Source organism: Wolbachia endosymbiont of Anopheles demeilloni, from assembly GCF_018491735.2.
Lineage (GTDB): Bacteria > Pseudomonadota > Alphaproteobacteria > Rickettsiales > Anaplasmataceae > Wolbachia.
In genome coordinates this window covers 746,288-764,541 of the sequence record NZ_CP084694.1, presented here as the reverse complement: position 1 = coordinate 764,541, position 18,254 = coordinate 746,288, and the positions used below count along the sequence as shown (strand labels likewise).

General features: G+C 34.2%; 18 protein-coding genes. 4 read left to right on the top strand and 14 right to left on the bottom strand.

Translation table 11 applies throughout. The annotated features are described in order from the left end of the window. Window positions 1-4: 4 nt before the first annotated feature. From rimM to JSQ73_RS04025, 3 genes are read left to right on the top strand one after another with little or no spacing between them, the layout of a single operon-like run. Window positions 5-505, top strand: coding sequence for a ribosome maturation factor RimM (gene rimM, locus JSQ73_RS04035; protein WP_214249688.1), 501 nt, complete (start codon window positions 5-7; stop codon window positions 503-505). A gap of 59 nt (window positions 506-564) precedes the next feature. Then, a complete protein-coding gene (efp, locus tag JSQ73_RS04030; RefSeq protein ID WP_214249687.1) occupies window positions 565-1,131 on the top strand; it encodes an elongation factor P in 567 nt (188 codons plus the stop codon). After that, on the top strand, window positions 1,132-1,824 hold the full coding sequence (locus tag JSQ73_RS04025) for an inositol monophosphatase family protein (protein WP_214249686.1): 693 nt from the start codon (window positions 1,132-1,134) through the stop codon (window positions 1,822-1,824). 295 nt (window positions 1,825-2,119) lie between these two features. Here the strand turns inward: JSQ73_RS04025 and hemA are convergent, their stop codons facing one another. From hemA to priA, 14 genes are all read right to left on the bottom strand, one after another. Further along, window positions 2,120-3,316, bottom strand: coding sequence for a 5-aminolevulinate synthase (gene hemA, locus JSQ73_RS04020; RefSeq protein ID WP_214249703.1), 1,197 nt, complete (start codon window positions 3,314-3,316; stop codon window positions 2,120-2,122). 64 nt (window positions 3,317-3,380) lie between these two features. Further along, entirely contained in the window at window positions 3,381-4,115 is a 735-nt protein-coding gene (locus JSQ73_RS04015) for an ankyrin repeat domain-containing protein (protein WP_234301655.1), read from the bottom strand. A gap of 34 nt (window positions 4,116-4,149) precedes the next feature. After that, window positions 4,150-4,716, bottom strand: coding sequence for an ankyrin repeat domain-containing protein (locus JSQ73_RS04010; RefSeq protein WP_234301654.1), 567 nt, complete (start codon window positions 4,714-4,716; stop codon window positions 4,150-4,152). A 35-nt stretch (window positions 4,717-4,751) separates the two neighbouring features. After that, complete coding sequence (locus tag JSQ73_RS04005; protein WP_234301653.1) at window positions 4,752-5,216, bottom strand: hypothetical protein; 465 nt, start codon at window positions 5,214-5,216, stop codon at window positions 4,752-4,754. A 150-nt stretch (window positions 5,217-5,366) separates the two neighbouring features. Then, window positions 5,367-5,567: a hypothetical protein gene (locus JSQ73_RS04000; protein WP_214249685.1), complete on the bottom strand. Its 201-nt coding sequence runs from the start codon at window positions 5,565-5,567 to the stop codon at window positions 5,367-5,369. Beyond that, window positions 5,568-6,188, bottom strand: coding sequence for a hypothetical protein (locus tag JSQ73_RS03995; RefSeq protein ID WP_214249684.1), 621 nt, complete (start codon window positions 6,186-6,188; stop codon window positions 5,568-5,570). Then, window positions 6,130-7,560, bottom strand: a complete 1,431-nt coding sequence (locus tag JSQ73_RS03990) for a hypothetical protein (protein ID WP_234301652.1) — start codon at window positions 7,558-7,560, stop codon at window positions 6,130-6,132. The genes JSQ73_RS03995 and JSQ73_RS03990 overlap by 59 nt, the downstream gene beginning before the upstream one ends. A gap of 371 nt (window positions 7,561-7,931) precedes the next feature. Next, window positions 7,932-9,836 (bottom strand): molecular chaperone HtpG, encoded by a 1,905-nt coding sequence (htpG, locus tag JSQ73_RS03985; RefSeq protein ID WP_214249683.1) that lies wholly within the window; start codon window positions 9,834-9,836, stop codon window positions 7,932-7,934. A 137-nt stretch (window positions 9,837-9,973) separates the two neighbouring features. Continuing rightward, window positions 9,974-11,176: a P-loop NTPase fold protein gene (locus JSQ73_RS03980; protein WP_214249682.1), complete on the bottom strand. Its 1,203-nt coding sequence runs from the start codon at window positions 11,174-11,176 to the stop codon at window positions 9,974-9,976. A 3-nt stretch (window positions 11,177-11,179) separates the two neighbouring features. Continuing rightward, window positions 11,180-11,779, bottom strand: a complete 600-nt coding sequence (gene recR / locus JSQ73_RS03975) for a recombination mediator RecR (protein ID WP_410543642.1) — start codon at window positions 11,777-11,779, stop codon at window positions 11,180-11,182. A 223-nt stretch (window positions 11,780-12,002) separates the two neighbouring features. Continuing rightward, a complete protein-coding gene (locus tag JSQ73_RS03970) occupies window positions 12,003-12,845 on the bottom strand; it encodes an ankyrin repeat domain-containing protein (RefSeq protein WP_234301651.1) in 843 nt (280 codons plus the stop codon). A 102-nt stretch (window positions 12,846-12,947) separates the two neighbouring features. Further along, complete coding sequence (locus tag JSQ73_RS03965) at window positions 12,948-13,304, bottom strand: hypothetical protein (RefSeq protein ID WP_234301650.1); 357 nt, start codon at window positions 13,302-13,304, stop codon at window positions 12,948-12,950. A 624-nt stretch (window positions 13,305-13,928) separates the two neighbouring features. After that, a complete protein-coding gene (locus JSQ73_RS03960) occupies window positions 13,929-14,723 on the bottom strand; it encodes an ankyrin repeat domain-containing protein (protein WP_214249680.1) in 795 nt (264 codons plus the stop codon). A gap of 117 nt (window positions 14,724-14,840) precedes the next feature. After that, complete coding sequence (gene priA / locus JSQ73_RS03955) at window positions 14,841-17,171, bottom strand: replication restart helicase PriA (RefSeq protein WP_214249679.1); 2,331 nt, start codon at window positions 17,169-17,171, stop codon at window positions 14,841-14,843. Between the two features lie 98 nt (window positions 17,172-17,269). On the opposite strand from priA, the gene JSQ73_RS03950 reads away from it, so the two are divergent. Then, window positions 17,270-18,247: a hypothetical protein gene (locus tag JSQ73_RS03950; RefSeq protein ID WP_214249678.1), complete on the top strand. Its 978-nt coding sequence runs from the start codon at window positions 17,270-17,272 to the stop codon at window positions 18,245-18,247. The last annotated feature ends 7 nt before the right edge of the window (window positions 18,248-18,254 follow it).

Here is an 18,254-nt window from a genome sequence, read left to right as displayed (position 1 = left end):
TAATATGAATATATGCCTCGGAATAATTACTTCTCTCCATGGAATCAAAGGAGCTGTCAAAATAAAAACCTTTACTGAAAAGCCCGAAAATATTTTCCTATATGGTGAACTAATAATCGGAAGTGAAAATTATAAAATAAGCTTGGTGTCTGTTGTCAGTAATAATTTAGTAATAGCAACAATTAGCGGTGTGAATTCCCGTAATGAAGCAGAACTTTTTAGAAATAAAAAGTTATATATAGAAAGAAATAAGCTACCACAGTTAAATGATGAGGATGAATTTTACCAAGATGATCTTGTGAATATGGAAGTAAGACTAGAGAGTAATGAATTATATGGCTATGTGAAATCTGTAAATAATTTCGGCTCGGGGGATATATTAGAAATTTTGGTTATCAGCACAAAAAAAAACATTATGTTATCTTTTACTAAAGAAGTATTTCCATACATCAACATGAAGGAAAGGTATATAGTAATCAACATGCCAGAATTCATTGGCCAATAAAAATTTTGATATTTGTATAAAGTTATTTATAATAATCAGACCAAATTAAAAGTGTAATTATGGCAGAAAGGGCTAATGATATCAGGCCAGGTCAGGTACTAGAACATAACGGTGGTTTATTTTTGGTTATAAGTATTATGCATACTCAACCTGGTAAGGGTGGTGCTTACATACAAGCCGAAATGAAAAATATCAAAACTGGAGCAAAGCACTATGAAAGATTCCGCTCTGATGCAACAATCAGAAGGGCTATTTTGGATGAAGATGAATATGTTTATTTTTTTACTGAAGAAAATATCGTAAATCTTATGCATCCAAGTAATTACGAGCAGATTGTTATAAATTTAGACTTATTAGGAGAAAAGAAGGCTTATTTGCAAGATAATATGAAAATTAAAGTAGTAACTTATCAAGATAAAATAATTTCTGCACATGTGCCTGATCACGTGACACTAACTGTAAAAGAAACAGAGTCTGTTATCAAAGGGCAGACTGTTACTGCTTCTTATAAGCCTGCAATTTTGGAAAACGGAATACGCGTTAACGTGCCTCAATTTATAAAAGAAGGTGATAAAATTGTAATACATACTCCTGATAACAGCTATTACGAAAGAGTGAAAGAGTAAATGGCAATTTCATCACCACGAATCAATGTGATGCTTGATTCTGTACGCAGTGCCTCCAAGCAGCTTATACGTGATTTTAATGAATTGCAAATTTCAAGCGTTAAGTCAGCAGACTTTATCAATAAAACTTATTCGAAATCCAAGCAACTTATGTACGATTGCTTGAAAAACTACAATCAGAACTATGACTTTGTTTTTGAAGACAATGTAGGCCAAGATCTAAAAGAAGGAAGTTATACTTGGTTTATTATGCCTATAGAAGGCAAGGAAAACCTTTTTAGTTGTATGGTTTATTTTGCAGTATCAGTTTGTCTCATTCATAAAAACAGAGTTGTAGCAGCTGTGATTGATGCTCCAGCCCTTAGAGAAACTTTCTGGGCAGAGGAAAAGAAAGGAGCTTTTCTTGAAGATTTCAAATCTCGCCATGTAAAAATGCGGATGAAAGCTCGTGAAGGGGGAATAATAGACATAAGTGGTAATTTGTTAAATAAATTACCACTTGACAATAATAATCTACGCTCCCTTGGCTCAACGGTACTAGGTTTTGCATATCTTGCTGCCGGAAGATACAATGGAATAATTTACTCTGGAATTAATAAATATAAAACTTCACTCGGTAGGCTTTTTCTGCAAGAAAGCGGTGGGAGATTAAGGGAAGATAACGCGCTTATCATTGCTGGAGATATAAACTAAAGTTCATTCAAAAGAGCAAAAGTCACGTAGTGAAAATAATAAATGGTTATCTTTCCTTACCTACCCCTCATTGCAGCAGGGTGGCAAAATAAGATAGACGAGAAAAGACAACTATAGGAACAAATAGTCAGTGTGTGACAATGGCATCTAGTCCTTTTGCACAAAAAACGTTGTAAAGTGTTTACCAACTTAGTTGGATCTCAGTATTAGCTACTTTCATGACAAGAAATAAAGCACTGATTTTGTACATTAACCATGCTTTTAAATAGATACCTTATTCTTGGCAACTTTAAACTCAACAACAGACACAAACAGACAATTTCTCAAAAACTTTTACAAGAGATTTTGTTAAATGCTCTATCATTTCATTTGTATGGTAAGGCGTAGGAGTAATACGGAAGCGCTCAGTCCCCTTTGAAACTGTTGGGTAATTTATATGTTGTACATATATTCCATACTCATCAAATAACAATTTTGATGCTTTTTTGGACAACTCAGGATCGCCAATTATGATTGGAATTATATGAGTTTCTGTTTGCATAAAATTCACTCCTGCGTTTCTCAGTGAGTCTTTTACCTCTTCAACAGACTGCTTTTGCTTCTCTCTTTCAACATTGCTCGATTTTAAATGCTCAACGCTTGCCTTTGCTGCTGCTGCTAAAACGGGTGACATAGCAGTAGTAAAAATAAATCCTGGGGCTGAACTTCTTATTACATCCACCAAGCTCTTTGAAGACGCTATATATCCACCCATCACTCCAAAAGCCTTTGATAATGTACCCTGAATAACAGTTATTCTATCCATCAAACCTTCTCTTTCTGCAATTCCGCCACCGCGCGGTCCATACATGCCAACTGCGTGTACCTCATCCAAATAGGTAATTGCATTATACTGATCTGCTAGATCACATATCGCTTCAAGCGGTGCTACATCACCATCCATTGAGTATACAGATTCAAGTGCTATTATTTTCGGCGTTTTTATATCTATAGACTTTAGCAACTGCTCTAAGTGATCAACATCATTATGCCTAAATATGTGCTTCGGTCTTTTGCCTGACTTTATACCTTCTATCATTGAAGAGTGATTTTTCTCATCTGAAAAAATTACCACACCCGGAATAACAGACGACAAAGTGCTAAGCGTAGTTTGGTTGGCAAGATAGCCACAAGCAAAAGTTAAAGCAGCTTCTTTTTGATGCAAGTCAGCCAAAGACTTCTCGAGCTCAACAACTTCCTTTGTTGTACCTGATATATTTCTTGTTCCTCCAGCACCAACAGATGAATTTTGAATAGCAGCAATGACATTATCGTTTTGTGACATTCCCAGATAATTATTACTGCACCAGACAATAACCTCTCTATTTCTTTCATAATCCATAATATAGGGAAGTTTGCCAGGTAATGACGCAAAATGCGTAAATTCACGATAGCGCCCTTCTTCTTTTATATCTTTGATTTTATTTAAGAATATTTCTTCGTAGTTTACCAAGTTTTTATCTATTAACAATCAATATAATTATAATAAATCATTAAATGATAGACTACTATATTTATTACTTAGAATGACATTCTTCTGTCTTCATAACCTTTTTGACCTGATTATCCTCAACTAAGCTTTTAGGCCTATAGCAGTACGTAATTGTAGCTGCAATAAGACAACAAACTGCAACTGCTATTCCTATTGCTAACATTTCCAAGTAAACTGCAACAGCTGCTCCTAAGGCAATAACAGTTATTGCAAGCGCAGAAGCAGCTACGACATACTTTTTTGTGTTTTGTGGATCATTCTTTGAATTTCTTGGTACGGTTGCTGAATAGCCTAAAGATGATATAAATTCCAAAAATCCCTTATTTTCTCGTTTTTTTGCCATATCTAAAGAGCTTTCTTTCAAAAGAGTATCTAATGGTGTATTAATAATTGGATCATTTTCTAAATACGGGCTTGCACCATTGTCTAGTAGCAATTTTGCAGATTTTTTACGCCCTTCATTTATTTCTCGATTATAAGCTATAACATGCAACGCAGTACCAATATTATTGCTTTGCATATTAACATACCTTTCTTTATCTTCTGCTGCACTTATTAAAATAGCAACTACATCAGGATGGCCATTATCAGCAGCTAAGTGCAGTGCAGTTTCATCATTATTATTCTGTAAATAAAGATATGCATTGTTTTGTAAAAGTAATTCCACCATTGCCGAATTACCTTCTGCAGAAGCGTACATCAAAGGAGTAAAGTTATGCCGATCTTTAGCATCAACTGTTGAGCCACGCTCTATTAGCAATTCCGCAACATCTAAATGTCCACTATATGCTGCTTCAATGTAAAGGAGTTACTCTGCTGCTTGTACTGCTTACTGAATTAACATCTGCACCGTTATCGAGTAAAAGCTTCACAAAATCTTTATGACCATTTCTAGCAGCTAAATGAAGTGCAGTGTCACCACCTACTTTTGTTTTTGATTTAATCTCAATATTTGCACCACATTCTAGTAAACGCCTGCCAAGCTCAACATCACCTTTTTGTGCTGCAACGTGTAAACGAATAAATCCATCATTATCATAATCTGTGAAATATTCATTAATATTGTCTAGTAAACTTTCTCTATAAGCTTTTAATTCTTCAGGAATGATAAGTGTTACTTTACCATTTTCATACTCTACTTCACCGTTATGAAATTTAAGTGTGAATCTAAGTAAACTGTCTAATTCACATATCTCCTTCTCTGACTCATCAGGATTGAGTGCCACCATTGATGACTTATAGTTAATGCGTACATAATTCTCATCAGAACAATCGATGTACATGATCTTCTTGTCAGAATCGCTAGGAAGTACCTGATATTTTATTAATATACTATGTATTCGGATAGCAAGGAAAGCCATATACCCCGCTTGATTACAACTTGTGGTTAATTCCTCTATGAGGAAATCATTCGGAACATCTGCTTTAGCATGTTCAAATATTCCTGCGAAAATTTGCTTAGCAAACAGGCGATAGTTTTTTTGTCTTTATCATTTTTAATATATAATTTGTTGATAAAATTCTGATCTATCTCTTGACCATTGATTACAAAATCCATTTTAGGTAGGTCTTTATAAGCTACTTCACCAGACTTTACATCTTCATTATTCTCATTTGCCTTTACTTGACCCAGCAGAGATTGTGTTAGCTGAAATTCTAACGTAGTTACTGCACTCGATTTAGTATCAGAATTATTAACGCCAAATTCCTCTTGACTTTCATTACCTGAATCCTCAGAACGACGGCGCTCTTTTTTCTCTCGTTCTAAAATTTCAAACCCTTCTTCAGTGCCCGAATCTCTATAATTTGATTTCTTTAAAATTTTGTTTGATTCCTGTGATACAAAATCTGAACCTAACATGTTTTTCCTCCTAATTAGTAGCTAAGCTAAGTGTAGCATTAAATGGCAATTTTGTCAACTTAGCAAGCATCTCTTCGTAGTCCACCAAGTTTTTATCTATTAACAATCAATATAATTATAATAAATCATTAAATGATAGAATACTATTTCTTAACTTGCTCCTACAGCAGCATTACGAACAACCTCTTCAACATCTAGTCCTTTAAGTGGACCTGAAGGTGCCTTATTATAATAATGTACAGCTATAGCAGCAACTATACAGAAAGCTCCAATGCCTGCCGCTACTCCTGCTACCAGCAGACTAGTGCCGAGAGCAAAATATGCAGCTGATGCAGCAGCTATTGCAAGCATTCAAGTTATTGCAAACATCCATGTAGCTACGGTAGGCCATTTAACGCTATTCTCTTTTGTGTAAATTTCGTTGCTATTACTAGCTTGCTTATTAGCTACTGTTTTTGGCTGTCCATTTCCGTTAGCAACTTGTTCTACATGCCCAGTAGGTTGATTAACGCTAACAGCATTATTAACATCTTCAATTTCAATCGAAAGAAATTCATCTTCACTTGTTAATTCTATTCTTAAAGTACAAGGAACAGAATTACTAGAAACATTACCATTAGCTGTTGCTTCAGCTTCCACTGTGTCAATTACAGATATTCTTGTTTCATGACCTTCTTCACTAATTTTTTCAAATGGAGAATTACTATTAGAGTCTGAGGAAGTTCCGGCAGAGCAATCACTTTTATTATCTTCAAGTTTAGAAAAATCATCATCTTCAGAACTCGACGATGCTAAATCTGATTCACTTCCTTCAAGCTCCAATACAGGGAGTTCTTGTCTACTTACAGTAATTTCTACATCATTGCTCATTGATAATATGGCAATATTATCGAGTTCTTTTTTAAGAAACTCTTTAATTTTTTTTGAGCTTTTTTCTAAATGCTGTACTTTGTTGCTTAGCTCTCGCCTCATTAGCTTTCTTGAAAGCTTCATTCATGATAGGTGCTACATTATTGCCCTCTTGCTTTGCCTGCTCTACTAAAGATCTTACTTTTTTACAATCAAAACTAGAGATATCATCAAACAACATTTCTCCTACGGTTTTTATATTTTGATCACTACTATGCATTTTACCCCTCCTATAATTATTATTATCTATAGTTTCTTCTATTGAAACCTTTTTATTATTCATAATGTTTTCTCCTTTATCAACAATACTCCTTTGTGGCCGTTGATTTTTGGATTCTTTAGTATTTAGTTGATTATTATCTTCTCTATTCACTGCTTGGCTTGAGGTTGGAGTCTCATTTAGTATAGCCGAAGTGTCTTGAGCATTTTTAACAGGAGATTCTTCATTATAATCATTGGTACTTATTTTTATCAGATCAGACTTGATCTTGCACAAAGTCTCCTCCATCTTTTTAAGCTTTTCATAACCTTCTTGAGAAATGTAACCATCACAATACTGCTGCTTGACAGAATATATATGACTTGCAATAGGTACAGTAGGATAACATCTCCATGGCTTGCTTTGCTCCTTGGTAAAATCACTTACTATTTCTAATGTTTTCTCTACTATTGAAAAACCTTCCTTAGATGATACATGAGTAACATGATCTTGAAAAAAGCCTATGTGATTAGCCAAGGCATTAACATCCTTATCATCCACTGCTTTTTTTACTAATTCTGGAATATGGCCCAGATCAAAAACTGTATCCTCAGGAATAATATCAAATGAATCTGAATCCACCTCTGCTGGCAGATTTACAACAAACGACTTCGGACCTTCACCAATATTTTCAAGAAGAGACTCAATAATTGAGTTATCAGCATCTTCAAGATGAATCTTTATATCATCGAACAAATTTTTGCCATCAGCTTTGTAATTCTCTAATTGTTCAGGAATGGCAAGTGTTACTTTGCCGTTTTCATACTCTACCTTACTATCTCGAAACTTAAGGGTGAATTCTAAAATAGCATCAACCCTACATATTTCTTTACCCAGTTGCTTAACAGGCATATTTGGAAAATATTTAACGTTTAAAGAATCCTGATCACTACAGACAATTTCTATATGTCTATCATTAGCATCAGGCAATTGCAAATCGTGTCCCAAAAATATAGGAGAGAGCTGCATTAACAAAGAGCCATCATAATCAGCCTGATTGCAACTAGTAATTAATTCTTCTAATAGATTATCATTTGGAATTTTTGCTTTAGCATGTTCAAACATTTTTGTAAAAACATGTTTTGCGATTTGGCGTTGGTCATTTTGATTACATTTATCACGAAGCTGGCTGACGAAATTCTTGTCTATAACTTGACCATTAATTACAAAATCCATCCTGGGTAGGTCTTTGTAAGCTTGCTTGCCAGAATTTGCATTCCTATTATTCTCACTTGCCTTTACTTGACTTAGCAGAGATTGTGTTAGCTGAAACTTTAACGTATTTGCTCCATTAGAAGGCCTATCTTCAGTGTCAGAATTATCAACGCTAACTTCTTCTTGACTTTCATTACCTAAATCTCCAGAGTAGCGACGCTCCTTAATTTCTTCTCACCCTAAAATTTCAAACCCCTCTTCAGTGCCTGAATCTCCAGAATGGCGTCACTCACTTTCTCCTGCAGTATCTACTGCTGTCGGCATGAGCCCACCAAGTAAATTCCAACCACCCATGATTTACCCCCTGACCATTAGCTAAGTTAATAATAGCATTAAACAGAAATTTTGCCAAGCAAATTATTGAGTCTTTTAGCAAACAGACTTACGTCTTCCATCTCTTCACCTTCCACTATACAAGCTTGATAGAACAATAAGTAAATCATATCTCTAAGTGTTGGATTTTCACCATTTTCAGCGTGAGATTCCATTATGTTTCTTATCAAAGGATGCTTAATGTTAATTTCAAGTACTTTTGGCGTGCGGTAATTTAGCTGCTTCTGTTCACGTAAAAAACGCTCCATACGAAGATCCATAGTTCCTTCATCAACTGCTAGACACACAGGACTATCGGTTAATTTCTTAGAGATCTTTACATTTTTTACTAAGCTTCCAAGAACCTTGGTGAAGTATTCGAGTATAGAATCCGCGTTTTCTTCGCTTTTGTTTTCATCTGATTTATTTTCTTCATCTTTCTTACCTTCTTCTGAAGAGAATTTTTCTAAATCAACATCAGCACGAGTTACAGATTTAAATTTTTGATCTTTATATTCATGAATCACGCTAGTCCAGAAATCATCAACTGGATCAACAAATAGAAGCACTTCCAATCCTTTGCTGACGAATCCTTCAAGTTGTGGACTGTTTTTTACTGAATCGAGACTATTTCCTGTGAGATAGTAGATATGTTTCTGTTCAGGCTTCATTCTGCTTATATAATCATCAATGCTAACTAGCTTATCATCACTGGTGCTATGAAATCTGCAAATGGAAAGCAATGCTTCTCTTTCATCAGTTGGCATAGCTTCGCAAAGACCTTCTTTTAACACCGCACCAAAATTGCCCCAGAATTTTATGTATTCCTCTAAATTATCTTTTGCTTTTTTGCCGAGCTCTGATACCGCGCATTTAGTTAGGGATTTCCTAATCTGCTCAACAAAGCGATTATTCTGCAGTGCTTCTCTGCTGATGTTAAGAGGCAAATCTGGTGAATCAACCACACCTTTCAAGAAACGCAGGTATTGTGGTATAATTTGTACATTATCTTCAGTAATAAATACTTTATTGACATATAACTTTACAGAGCAGCGTCTACCTGGATGAAACAAATCATAAGGCTTGATAGAAGGAACATAAAGCAAATTCGTATATTCTATTGCACCTTCATTTTTATTATGCAGTATCATCCAAGGCTCACCACCTACGTGCGCAACACCGCGGAAGAAGTTGTTGTGCTCTTCTTGAGTAACGTCATTTTTTGGCTTAGTCCAAATTGCAGCTTTGCTATTTAATTTTTCACTTTTCCCTTCTTCATTTACAAATTCAACAGGAAAATTTATGTGATCTGAATAAGTAGTAACAATGTTTTCAATACGGAATTTGTCTAAAAATTCGCTTTCTTCAGGACGAATGATGAGCGTAATTTTTGTTCCACGAGAGATTTGACCATCTAACTTGCTGATTGAATATTCTCCATCTCCTTTAGATTTCCATACCCAAGACTCTTCTTCTCCGGCTTTCCTTGACTCTACTATAACTTCTGAGGCAACCATGAAGCTTGAATAAAAACCAACACCAAACTTTCCAATCAGTTCTACAGCTTGGTTTGAATCTTTATTATTCTTAATTGCATCCAAGAATTTTTGCGTACCAGAACTTGCAATCGTGCCAAGATTATCTATTAAATCTTGCCTGTTCATGCCAATTCCATTGTCGGTTATATACAGCTCATTCTTATCTTTACTGGAGCTAATAGTAATCTTCAATTCATCGCTTGAATCTAGTAAATTAGGATTTAATTGCGATTCATAGCGCAATTTATCACATGCATCTGATGCATTTGATATTAACTCACGCAAGAAAATATCCTTATTGGTATAAAGTGAATGAATTACTATATTTAGTACTTTGCCTACTTCAGCGTCAAATTTTAAACTTTCAGTTTTTTGTATGTTGTGCATTTTGAGCTCCATTATTAGCCTGCTATTCTAATAATTTAAGTATTGCATAGCGATCTTTCAAGGTCATATATGCTAAAATTTAGTCATGCAAGCTGAAATGATAAGAAGAGGGTTCTGTTCTACAATTATCTTTATTCTTAGAATAAGATATCTCTTATTTGCTTCAAAGATTTGTGAGTCTTTGATTCTTTTTCTTTAAGAGTAGTCTCAAGAGAAGTTTTAAGATTTTCCCATTCTTCCTGACCGTTTAGAATCAAAGCGCTCTCAATCTTCTCCAGTGCCTTCTGAGGTGATGAATATAATTCCTCATACAAATCAGTGTTTACTGACTGTAGTATTACTAAAAATGTAAATAAATTCGGATCAATTTTCGCATAACATAGCTTTATTTTCTTTACGCAGTATTCTATTGCCTGCAATGATAATGAGAAGCTTTCTGCATAAAATATAAAGCTATCTATAATTAAGCTCTTTGATTTTTTCGGCAATTCAATATTTTGAAACAGCTTTCTTGTAAATTTCTCTATTGGCTGTTTTGGCAAATGCAAAGAGAGATCAGTAAAAGATTTTAGGCTGAAATTTGGTCCAAGTATTGTGCTGATTGCTCTTTGCACGTTACTTTTATCTTGACTAACAGAGATAATGAAAATCAGTCCCTCAACATCAAGCATGTACTTTATGGATTCTAAAAAATCGACAATGAATTTTGGACGGCATATATCAAGATTATCGACCATTATATAAATGTTTTTACCTTTTCTGATTTTGTTAACCACATCTGCTAGTTGTATTTTAAAATCTCTAATGTTCTCTTTTCTCCTTTGGAGAAGATTTAATTCACCCAAGACAAAACCTATGTCTTTCTTATCAGCCTCTTTTGCAGCATCGAGAAATACTGAAAGCATAGCGAGTGGAGATTTACTGATTAGCTTTCCTAATGTATTGAGAGAAAATAGTTCTTGGTTTATGTTTTTAAATTGCTGTATAACACTTCTTTTTACTTCGTATGATGCAAATAGATCCTCAAATAGGAAATGTAAAAAAGAAGGCAATGGTTGATCTAGAGCACTAATATCCCATGCGCTGTAATAAGCTGCAATTTCATTTTGCTGCTCTAGATCCTTTACCCATTTTTTCAAAAAAAATGTCTTACCCCACTTATCATATCCTTCTAAGGATACGATTGAAAAAGACTTATCGATTGTCTTGATTGTAGAACTAAATTTACTTGCAACTTGTTTATAGCCTAAGCAATCATTCTCCCAAGTTGTTACCTTAGGAAATTGCTCCTCTTCTTTTTTTTTAAATGTTATTAGCGATATAAGTTTTTTTAAGCACATACCTTACTTTATATTTAACTCATACTCTTGTCTTGACGTAAGCGCTATCTTCAGCGTCCCTTCATCTAGGTAGTCAATTTCTCCACCTATCGGTATACCACAAGCAAGGCGCGATATTTTTACATTCGAATTCTTTAGCAATTCAATTATATATTGCGCAGTAACTTGGCCTTCTAATGTCGGATTGATTGCAATAATGACCTCTTCAATTTTAAATTTTGTAACTCTTTTGGGAATGTTATCAAGATTCAGTTCTTTTGGACCTATGCCATTTATTGCTGATAGCCTTCCACCCAAAATATGATACATACCTGAATATATATTCCCTTTTTCAAATGCCCATAGATCACCCAACTCTTCTACTACACACATTAACTTGGTGTCACGCTTTGGGTTAGTACAAATAGAACACGGCGATTTAATATCTAGGTTTCCACAAATTTTGCACTCTATTATAAGATCCGCTAGCTCTCTAATCAAAGATGCAAGCGGTAGCATGACTTTCTCTTTATTTTGGAGCAAATGTATAACTAACCTTCTTGATGACGATGGCCCTAAACTTGGCAATTTAGAAAAAGCATGAACTAAATTCCTTATATTAATGTTCATTCAGTAAATTCAAGATAGTTCAAAAATGATAACATCAAACCTTTCGTAAAGAAAGTAGTAAGTCTTTATCTTGCTTAGCTATAGAAAAATTTTTCCACTTTTCTCAGAAATTGTCTTGAAAAAAGTAATGTAATCATAATCTACTGTAACTTAAGTCTGACTCAGGTGTAACTGAAATTATCTCAGACATTTGAGTATTTGTTCTAGTATTTCTTTTTTAAAAATGACGCAATTTATTTTTCAACATATTTCTTTCTTCTACATAACTGTCTGACTCTTTATTCAAACTAGAATTTTTTTCTTCATACTTGGAAAGTATTGTATCGATCAAATAATTAAAAAATAATATTAGACCTGTAGTGTTGGTAATCAATGCAAGAGAATAATATAACATATCTTCGCTCACTTCTTCATTTATTATGTCATGGGAATTTCTATACATTCTAAAACAAGAGCCAAAGGCTGCTAAGCATACACAAGTAAGTTTTGTTTTGCTTAGGATGCACTTAATTCGCGCTAGTTTTTTATTATTATCTTCTAATTTTATACGCAACTCACTAATTTTACTACTATAGTGCTTAATAAACAATTCTATTGCCTCTTGGTTATTAGTATAATTATATGCTTTGTAAGATTCCTTATCTATGAGTTCAGTATCTATATCCTTTGATTTGAGAAGCTCTTTAATTGCTTCATTTTTGTTAAGAAGCACAGCTTCGTGTAGAGGTGTGTACTCATTTTTAACATCTTTTCTTCTGTTAATATTTTCACGAGTTAAGTAGTTAAAAAGAGCTGAAATGCATTCTGAATTATTACCTTCAATAGTCAGAGTAATTACGTCTTTTTCGTCTTTGTTCTTAGTATTAATAACTTTGAAAAGCGGCTTTTCATTCTCTTCCTTATGTTCAAAATATTTGTGCTTGTAAAACTCATTTGCACGGTATGGCTCCTTAAGAATACACAAAAGCTTTTTTACAAAATCAGCACGATTTTTTTTGATAGCTACATGTAAAGGTGTGTCCTGATTTTTTTCATCTTGCAACAATAAGGCATCATACAAATAACCCTCTTTATATAAAAAATTAATCTCTTGATCAAAAGAGATATCTTCTTCTCCTTCACAGATATTTAGTAGCCGTGACCCTATACTTTCTCTAGTACTTTAGTCAATTGCAGAACTACGTTGTACTTTAGATTGATAAAGGTTTATGTTTATACTACCCCTGCCTTTAAATAACCCAGCTATACCTGATTCACTCCGAGCAGCACAAGGCGTTTTATCTTGAATGTGAATCTCAACATTTTCATTAGAAAAAAGTTCTAAAACATGCGAGCTGCCTCTTCTACTGGAAAAAGGCGCCTCATTCTTTTTATCTTTATCTTTAACGCTATTCTCTAGCTTTGCATTCGAAGCACTTAGAGGATTAGCTAAATAATCAAGATCTGTAGCATTTTTAGACTCAAAGTCTTCTGCTTGAAAATTTACTGCAGCGTTTATTTGACCATCTATTGGTAACATAAAAAACTAATAATTAGATTACAAGAAGAATATCTCATCTTTGAAAGATTTCAACCTTATTTAAGATTTCTTTTGAAATGGTTTTTGATAAAAATATTTATGACACTAACTTTTTGGTTCTCTTGTTAAATTCCTACAAGACAGAATTATTAGCTAAAAAATTACTTCCGCATATTTTAAATCTGATTACAATTACAGTTAGAGATATTTATTGAGCTCAAAAATCTATCTCCGTTTGCAGACTTTTAAATCACACTCATTAAAAATGTAGCGTATCCTCTTCAGAGCATATCTTTCGTATGTGCACTGCATTTTTTCTAATCTTTTTTATACAGGCGGATCTTATGTTCAGAATTCCAGATACTTGACCTTTACTTTAGCTAATAAAAACCAACTGGTACCTGCAGTTTTTATAGCTACGCTTCCGTATCCGTTCAGCAGAGTGGTAAAATATAAAGTGGACGAGAAAAAATGGGTGTCATGCTAGTGCGTGACACTGGCATCCAGCCTTTTCGCGCAAAAAACATTCTAGAGTATTTACCAACTTAGCACCAACCTGGATCCCAGACTGGGATAACACTTGATTATGCAACAGATCTAATGTAAAAAACACACAGTTATTATTTAACTTCTGGTATTACCTACGATTTCAGAAGCTTCTGCATGATTGACAAGAGACGACTGAGGGTTAACAGCTTCTTCTATAGCTTTTTCTATCGATTTAGCCTGTTTATAGTCTTGACTTAGTAAATATATAGCCACTCCAACTGCTATTCCAGCAACAAGAACAGATACTGCGAGTGCGCATAATATAATAGTCATTGAAGGTACTAGAGCATTACCAATACCCAGTCCAACACCAAGAAAAACACCAAGTATGATACCAATCAAACCATTACATCTAGCACTTTCTTTTTTCGATTGAGCTTGGTCTTTCATGCATTCAATTAGCACTTTTTTTGTATATCCTTGAGCTAAATCTAATGGAATTTGCTTATTTACATTCTCTATCAAAGGATTTGCACCATATTTCAAAAAGGCTCCTATAGCATCAGTGTTATTATTTCTAACAGCTTGGTGTAATAACGTCTCTCGATTTTGATCTTGAAAATTGATCAATTTGTAGAAATACTGAGGAGTAACAAATCTATTCACCGCTTCATCTAAAATCTTCATCACGTTTTTAAATGACAATATCTCTTCTTTCTTAGACCTTGTACTATCGTATACAATGCAGTGTTGCAAAATAAGATACACCATCTTTTTTCTTATATCTACAGTATCCTCTATAGATAAAGCTGATTTAAATAACTCCTTGTCAATAGGTATTTCGATATTTTTATTAAGGAATGCCTTCAATTCTGTAATTTTTTTGTTATGCTTTATCCCTTTCCTACAGACGATTTCAAGTAAAGTCATATTATCTACCTATTCTTATTATATTAATAACATAATAAATTCTAATAAAAATTAAATTTTTAATTAAAAATTTAATACAATTAATTCTGTGAATGTCAAATAAATTCCGTAATTTTGTTAAAAAAAACTCACAGGATCAACATCTATTGTTATTGCAATGTTTGAACTTAAGTTACAGCAATGTTTCAGCTTTTTCTTTATAAATGGACTATGTTTATTGTATATCTTTAGTAACACTCTGTATCGATATTTATTATTTAAGAAATTTATTGCTGCTGGTGATGGGCCAAAAATTTCGAGTTCTTCTTTTCTAGATTCCAGTGTCAAGCACTGGAATGACAACACAGAAGGAGTAGTAGCTGAACATTGATCATGCAAAAAGCTTGTTATCTCACTTGCTGCTTTCTGCGTTGCAAATTGATCCTTACCGCAAACTATAAGAGCTATTAATCTACTAAATGGAGGCATTTTAGCTTTGCGTCTTGACTCAAGTTCAATTTCATAAAACAAATCCCTTTTTTGCTGCTGCAATGCTTTTATTATCAAACTTTCAGGATTATTAGTTTGCACTATTACCGTTCCTTTTTCGTTGAACCTCCCAGATCTACCCGCAACTTGATGCAATAATTGATACGTCTTTTCTGCTGCCCTAAGATCAGAATTTTCAAGTCCTAAATCTGCATTTATCACTCCAACCAAAGTTAACTTAGGGAAATTATGCCCTTTGGCAATCACTTGTGTACCGATTATAATATTCACCTCTTCCTTGAGCACTGAGTCAATGACGCTACCAAGCGACTTCTGATCGCTGCTGATAATCGCAGTTTTTGCATTTGGTATTAATTTCACTATTTCTTCAACTAACCTTTCGATTCCCACACCATAAAGAAGCAATGACTGCTCACTTTGACAATTGGAGCATTTTTCTGGAAGTTTTGATTGATAAGAACAATGGTGACACAAAAGGACGTTCTTTTTCTTGTGGTAAGTAAGCCATACAGTGCAATTTGAGCAGGAAATTTTGTATCCACACTTTTTACAAACTGCAAGTTGTGCGTATCCTCTGCGGTTTAGAAAGAGCATAACTTGCTGTTTTTTCTCTATGGTTTGTTTTATTCCTTCGAAAAGTTCATTGGAAATCCATTGCTTATTATTTACTACTTTTATTTGTGGCAACTCTGCACCACCGAATCTTTTAGTCAATTTTACATTATTGTAATTCCCTTTTTTAACATGATAAATTGTTTCAAGTAGCGGAGTGGCGGATGATAAAATAATCGAAATATTTTCGAGCTTGGCTAAGATAATGGCCATATCTCGAGCATTATATATAATCCCCTGTTCTTGTTTAAAGGATGAGTCATGCTCTTCATCAATGATGATTAATTTTAGGTTTTTATAAGGTAAAAAAAGTGCTGACCTTGCCCCAATAATGATCTGCGCACTTCCATTTGCAATACTAAGCCAATTATTTCGGCGAGCTTTGGGAGTAAGTCCTGAATGCCACTCAGCTATATTGCCAGATGTCTGACTGCGAACACGATTTACCAATTGTGAAGTTAGGACAATTTCTGGCAGAAGGATAAGGACTTGTGCATTACCTCCTTCTGTTGTCATTTCAGTGCTTGGCAAAGGCAGTATGCTAAGTGTTACAGTGGGTTTTACCTTAAATATAAGGGTGTCATTCCAGTGTTTATCCAGGAATTTTGATTCTAAATTAGGTATTGGTCTTAAATTAAAATAAACGTTTGTGATGAGATTATATGAAAAACTGGATCCCAGTGTCGGGGCACTGGGATGACAAGAGAAGAGAGCATTGGAATTGCAAAAAAAGTAAGCGCTGTGATGATAGGAGAAGGAGGTACAGGAAAAAGAAACACTGGGATGACACCATAGGATGGAGTGACGTCTTTTTGGTAGACAATGTTCGTAAATACTATAATTCTTAATTAACTGTGCAATTACAGAGAGATAAACTTCCGTTTTTCCAGACCCGGTTTCACCGTCAAGTAAAGTTACTGAATATTCATTCAAATTACTTATTATTTTATCTCGAGCTACCTGCTGCTCAGGGCTTAATTGGTAGTCTATTTCGCTTATTTCTTGCTTTTGCTTAGTGCAAACTAACTTATCTATTTGATTTACCTTTAATACTCCTCCCATTATCACTTTGGCAAGCATACCAATAGGTATTACATTATATTGCGCAACCCACTCTGCAAATTCGATCAGTTTTGGTCTGATGCTCGGCAAATCGACCTTTTGTTCAATAAATTTTAATTCTCGATCGCTTTTGCTACTTTCTCTCCAAACTATTCCAATCAAACGCTTTCTGCCAAACGGCACCACTACGTAATCTCCAATTGAAACTTCAGTATCTTCCTCAACTGCATATGAAAATAGCTGATCAATTGGAAGTGGCAGTAATACGTCAACTGTTTTTGTCATAAGTTAGCGCTGTTTTTAGATACATAGAGAAGCCTTAATGCTCTTTTCATAGTACACAATTTATAATCATAAATACTGGAAATGTGAGGAAATTCTGTATGTTTAGCGATAAAATAGTCCTAGACTTTGAAATAGAAAAAGGTGATCGAATAGATTGGTGTTACTTCTCTACACGCATCAAACTTACAGATAAGAGCAAGAGTTTTTTACGTGAAAAGCTCGGTAAACCTAACAATTTAGATGATTACTTTAATCTTAATCCTGAGAATTTTTATATTTATTACAACAAATATAGTGGTCACTATGGTATAAATGAGCTATATGTCAGAGATGATAATGGTAGATATTTAGCTACTAAACTTCCACTTGATCAAAGCGGATTTTCGATAGAGTTATCATTCGACGAGGTGAATTATGGTTTTTATCCTCTGTATGCAATCTATAATCCCACTCAATATGACAAAAAGCAGGAAAAGAGCTTTGAAGATAATGGTGAATTGCAGCCGTTTGTGTCAAGTGTATTGGATTACTTTCTAAATGGCTTAACCATTCAAGATATGTTTTTGCAAATACAAAATGAGCTTGTTGAAAAAGAAACAAAATTAGAAGAAGACAGAAGAAAGGCAGAGGAAGAATTAAATCAAAAGAAAGAAAAGTTAAGAGAACTCATAGAAAATGATGAGATTAAAGTACTTAAAGTAATAAAAGGCCATAGTATTGGGAATGGACGTTCAGTGGCAATTTTACAGCTTAATGGTGATCTTGATGCAAGTAAATACTACATAGCAGAGTATGAAAGCAATGAATACTTACATTGCACGAGCTCTGGTTATGACATACTGCTTGACCAGAGCGATTTATTTTTTGTTCTGAATAGCAGCTCTTATCTTGAACTTGAAAGCGGTTTTTACTCAATCCCTGAATTTAATTCTAGAAGCTATGCTAAATATCTCAATACTAAGAATCGGCTTTTCAGCGATGATCAACTATCTCAGCAGTTGTGCAAAAACAAGGTAAAGGCTGAATCTACAGTTAACGCATTTTTCTCAAGACTTATTTATAGTGAAAATTTTTAAGAGGTGA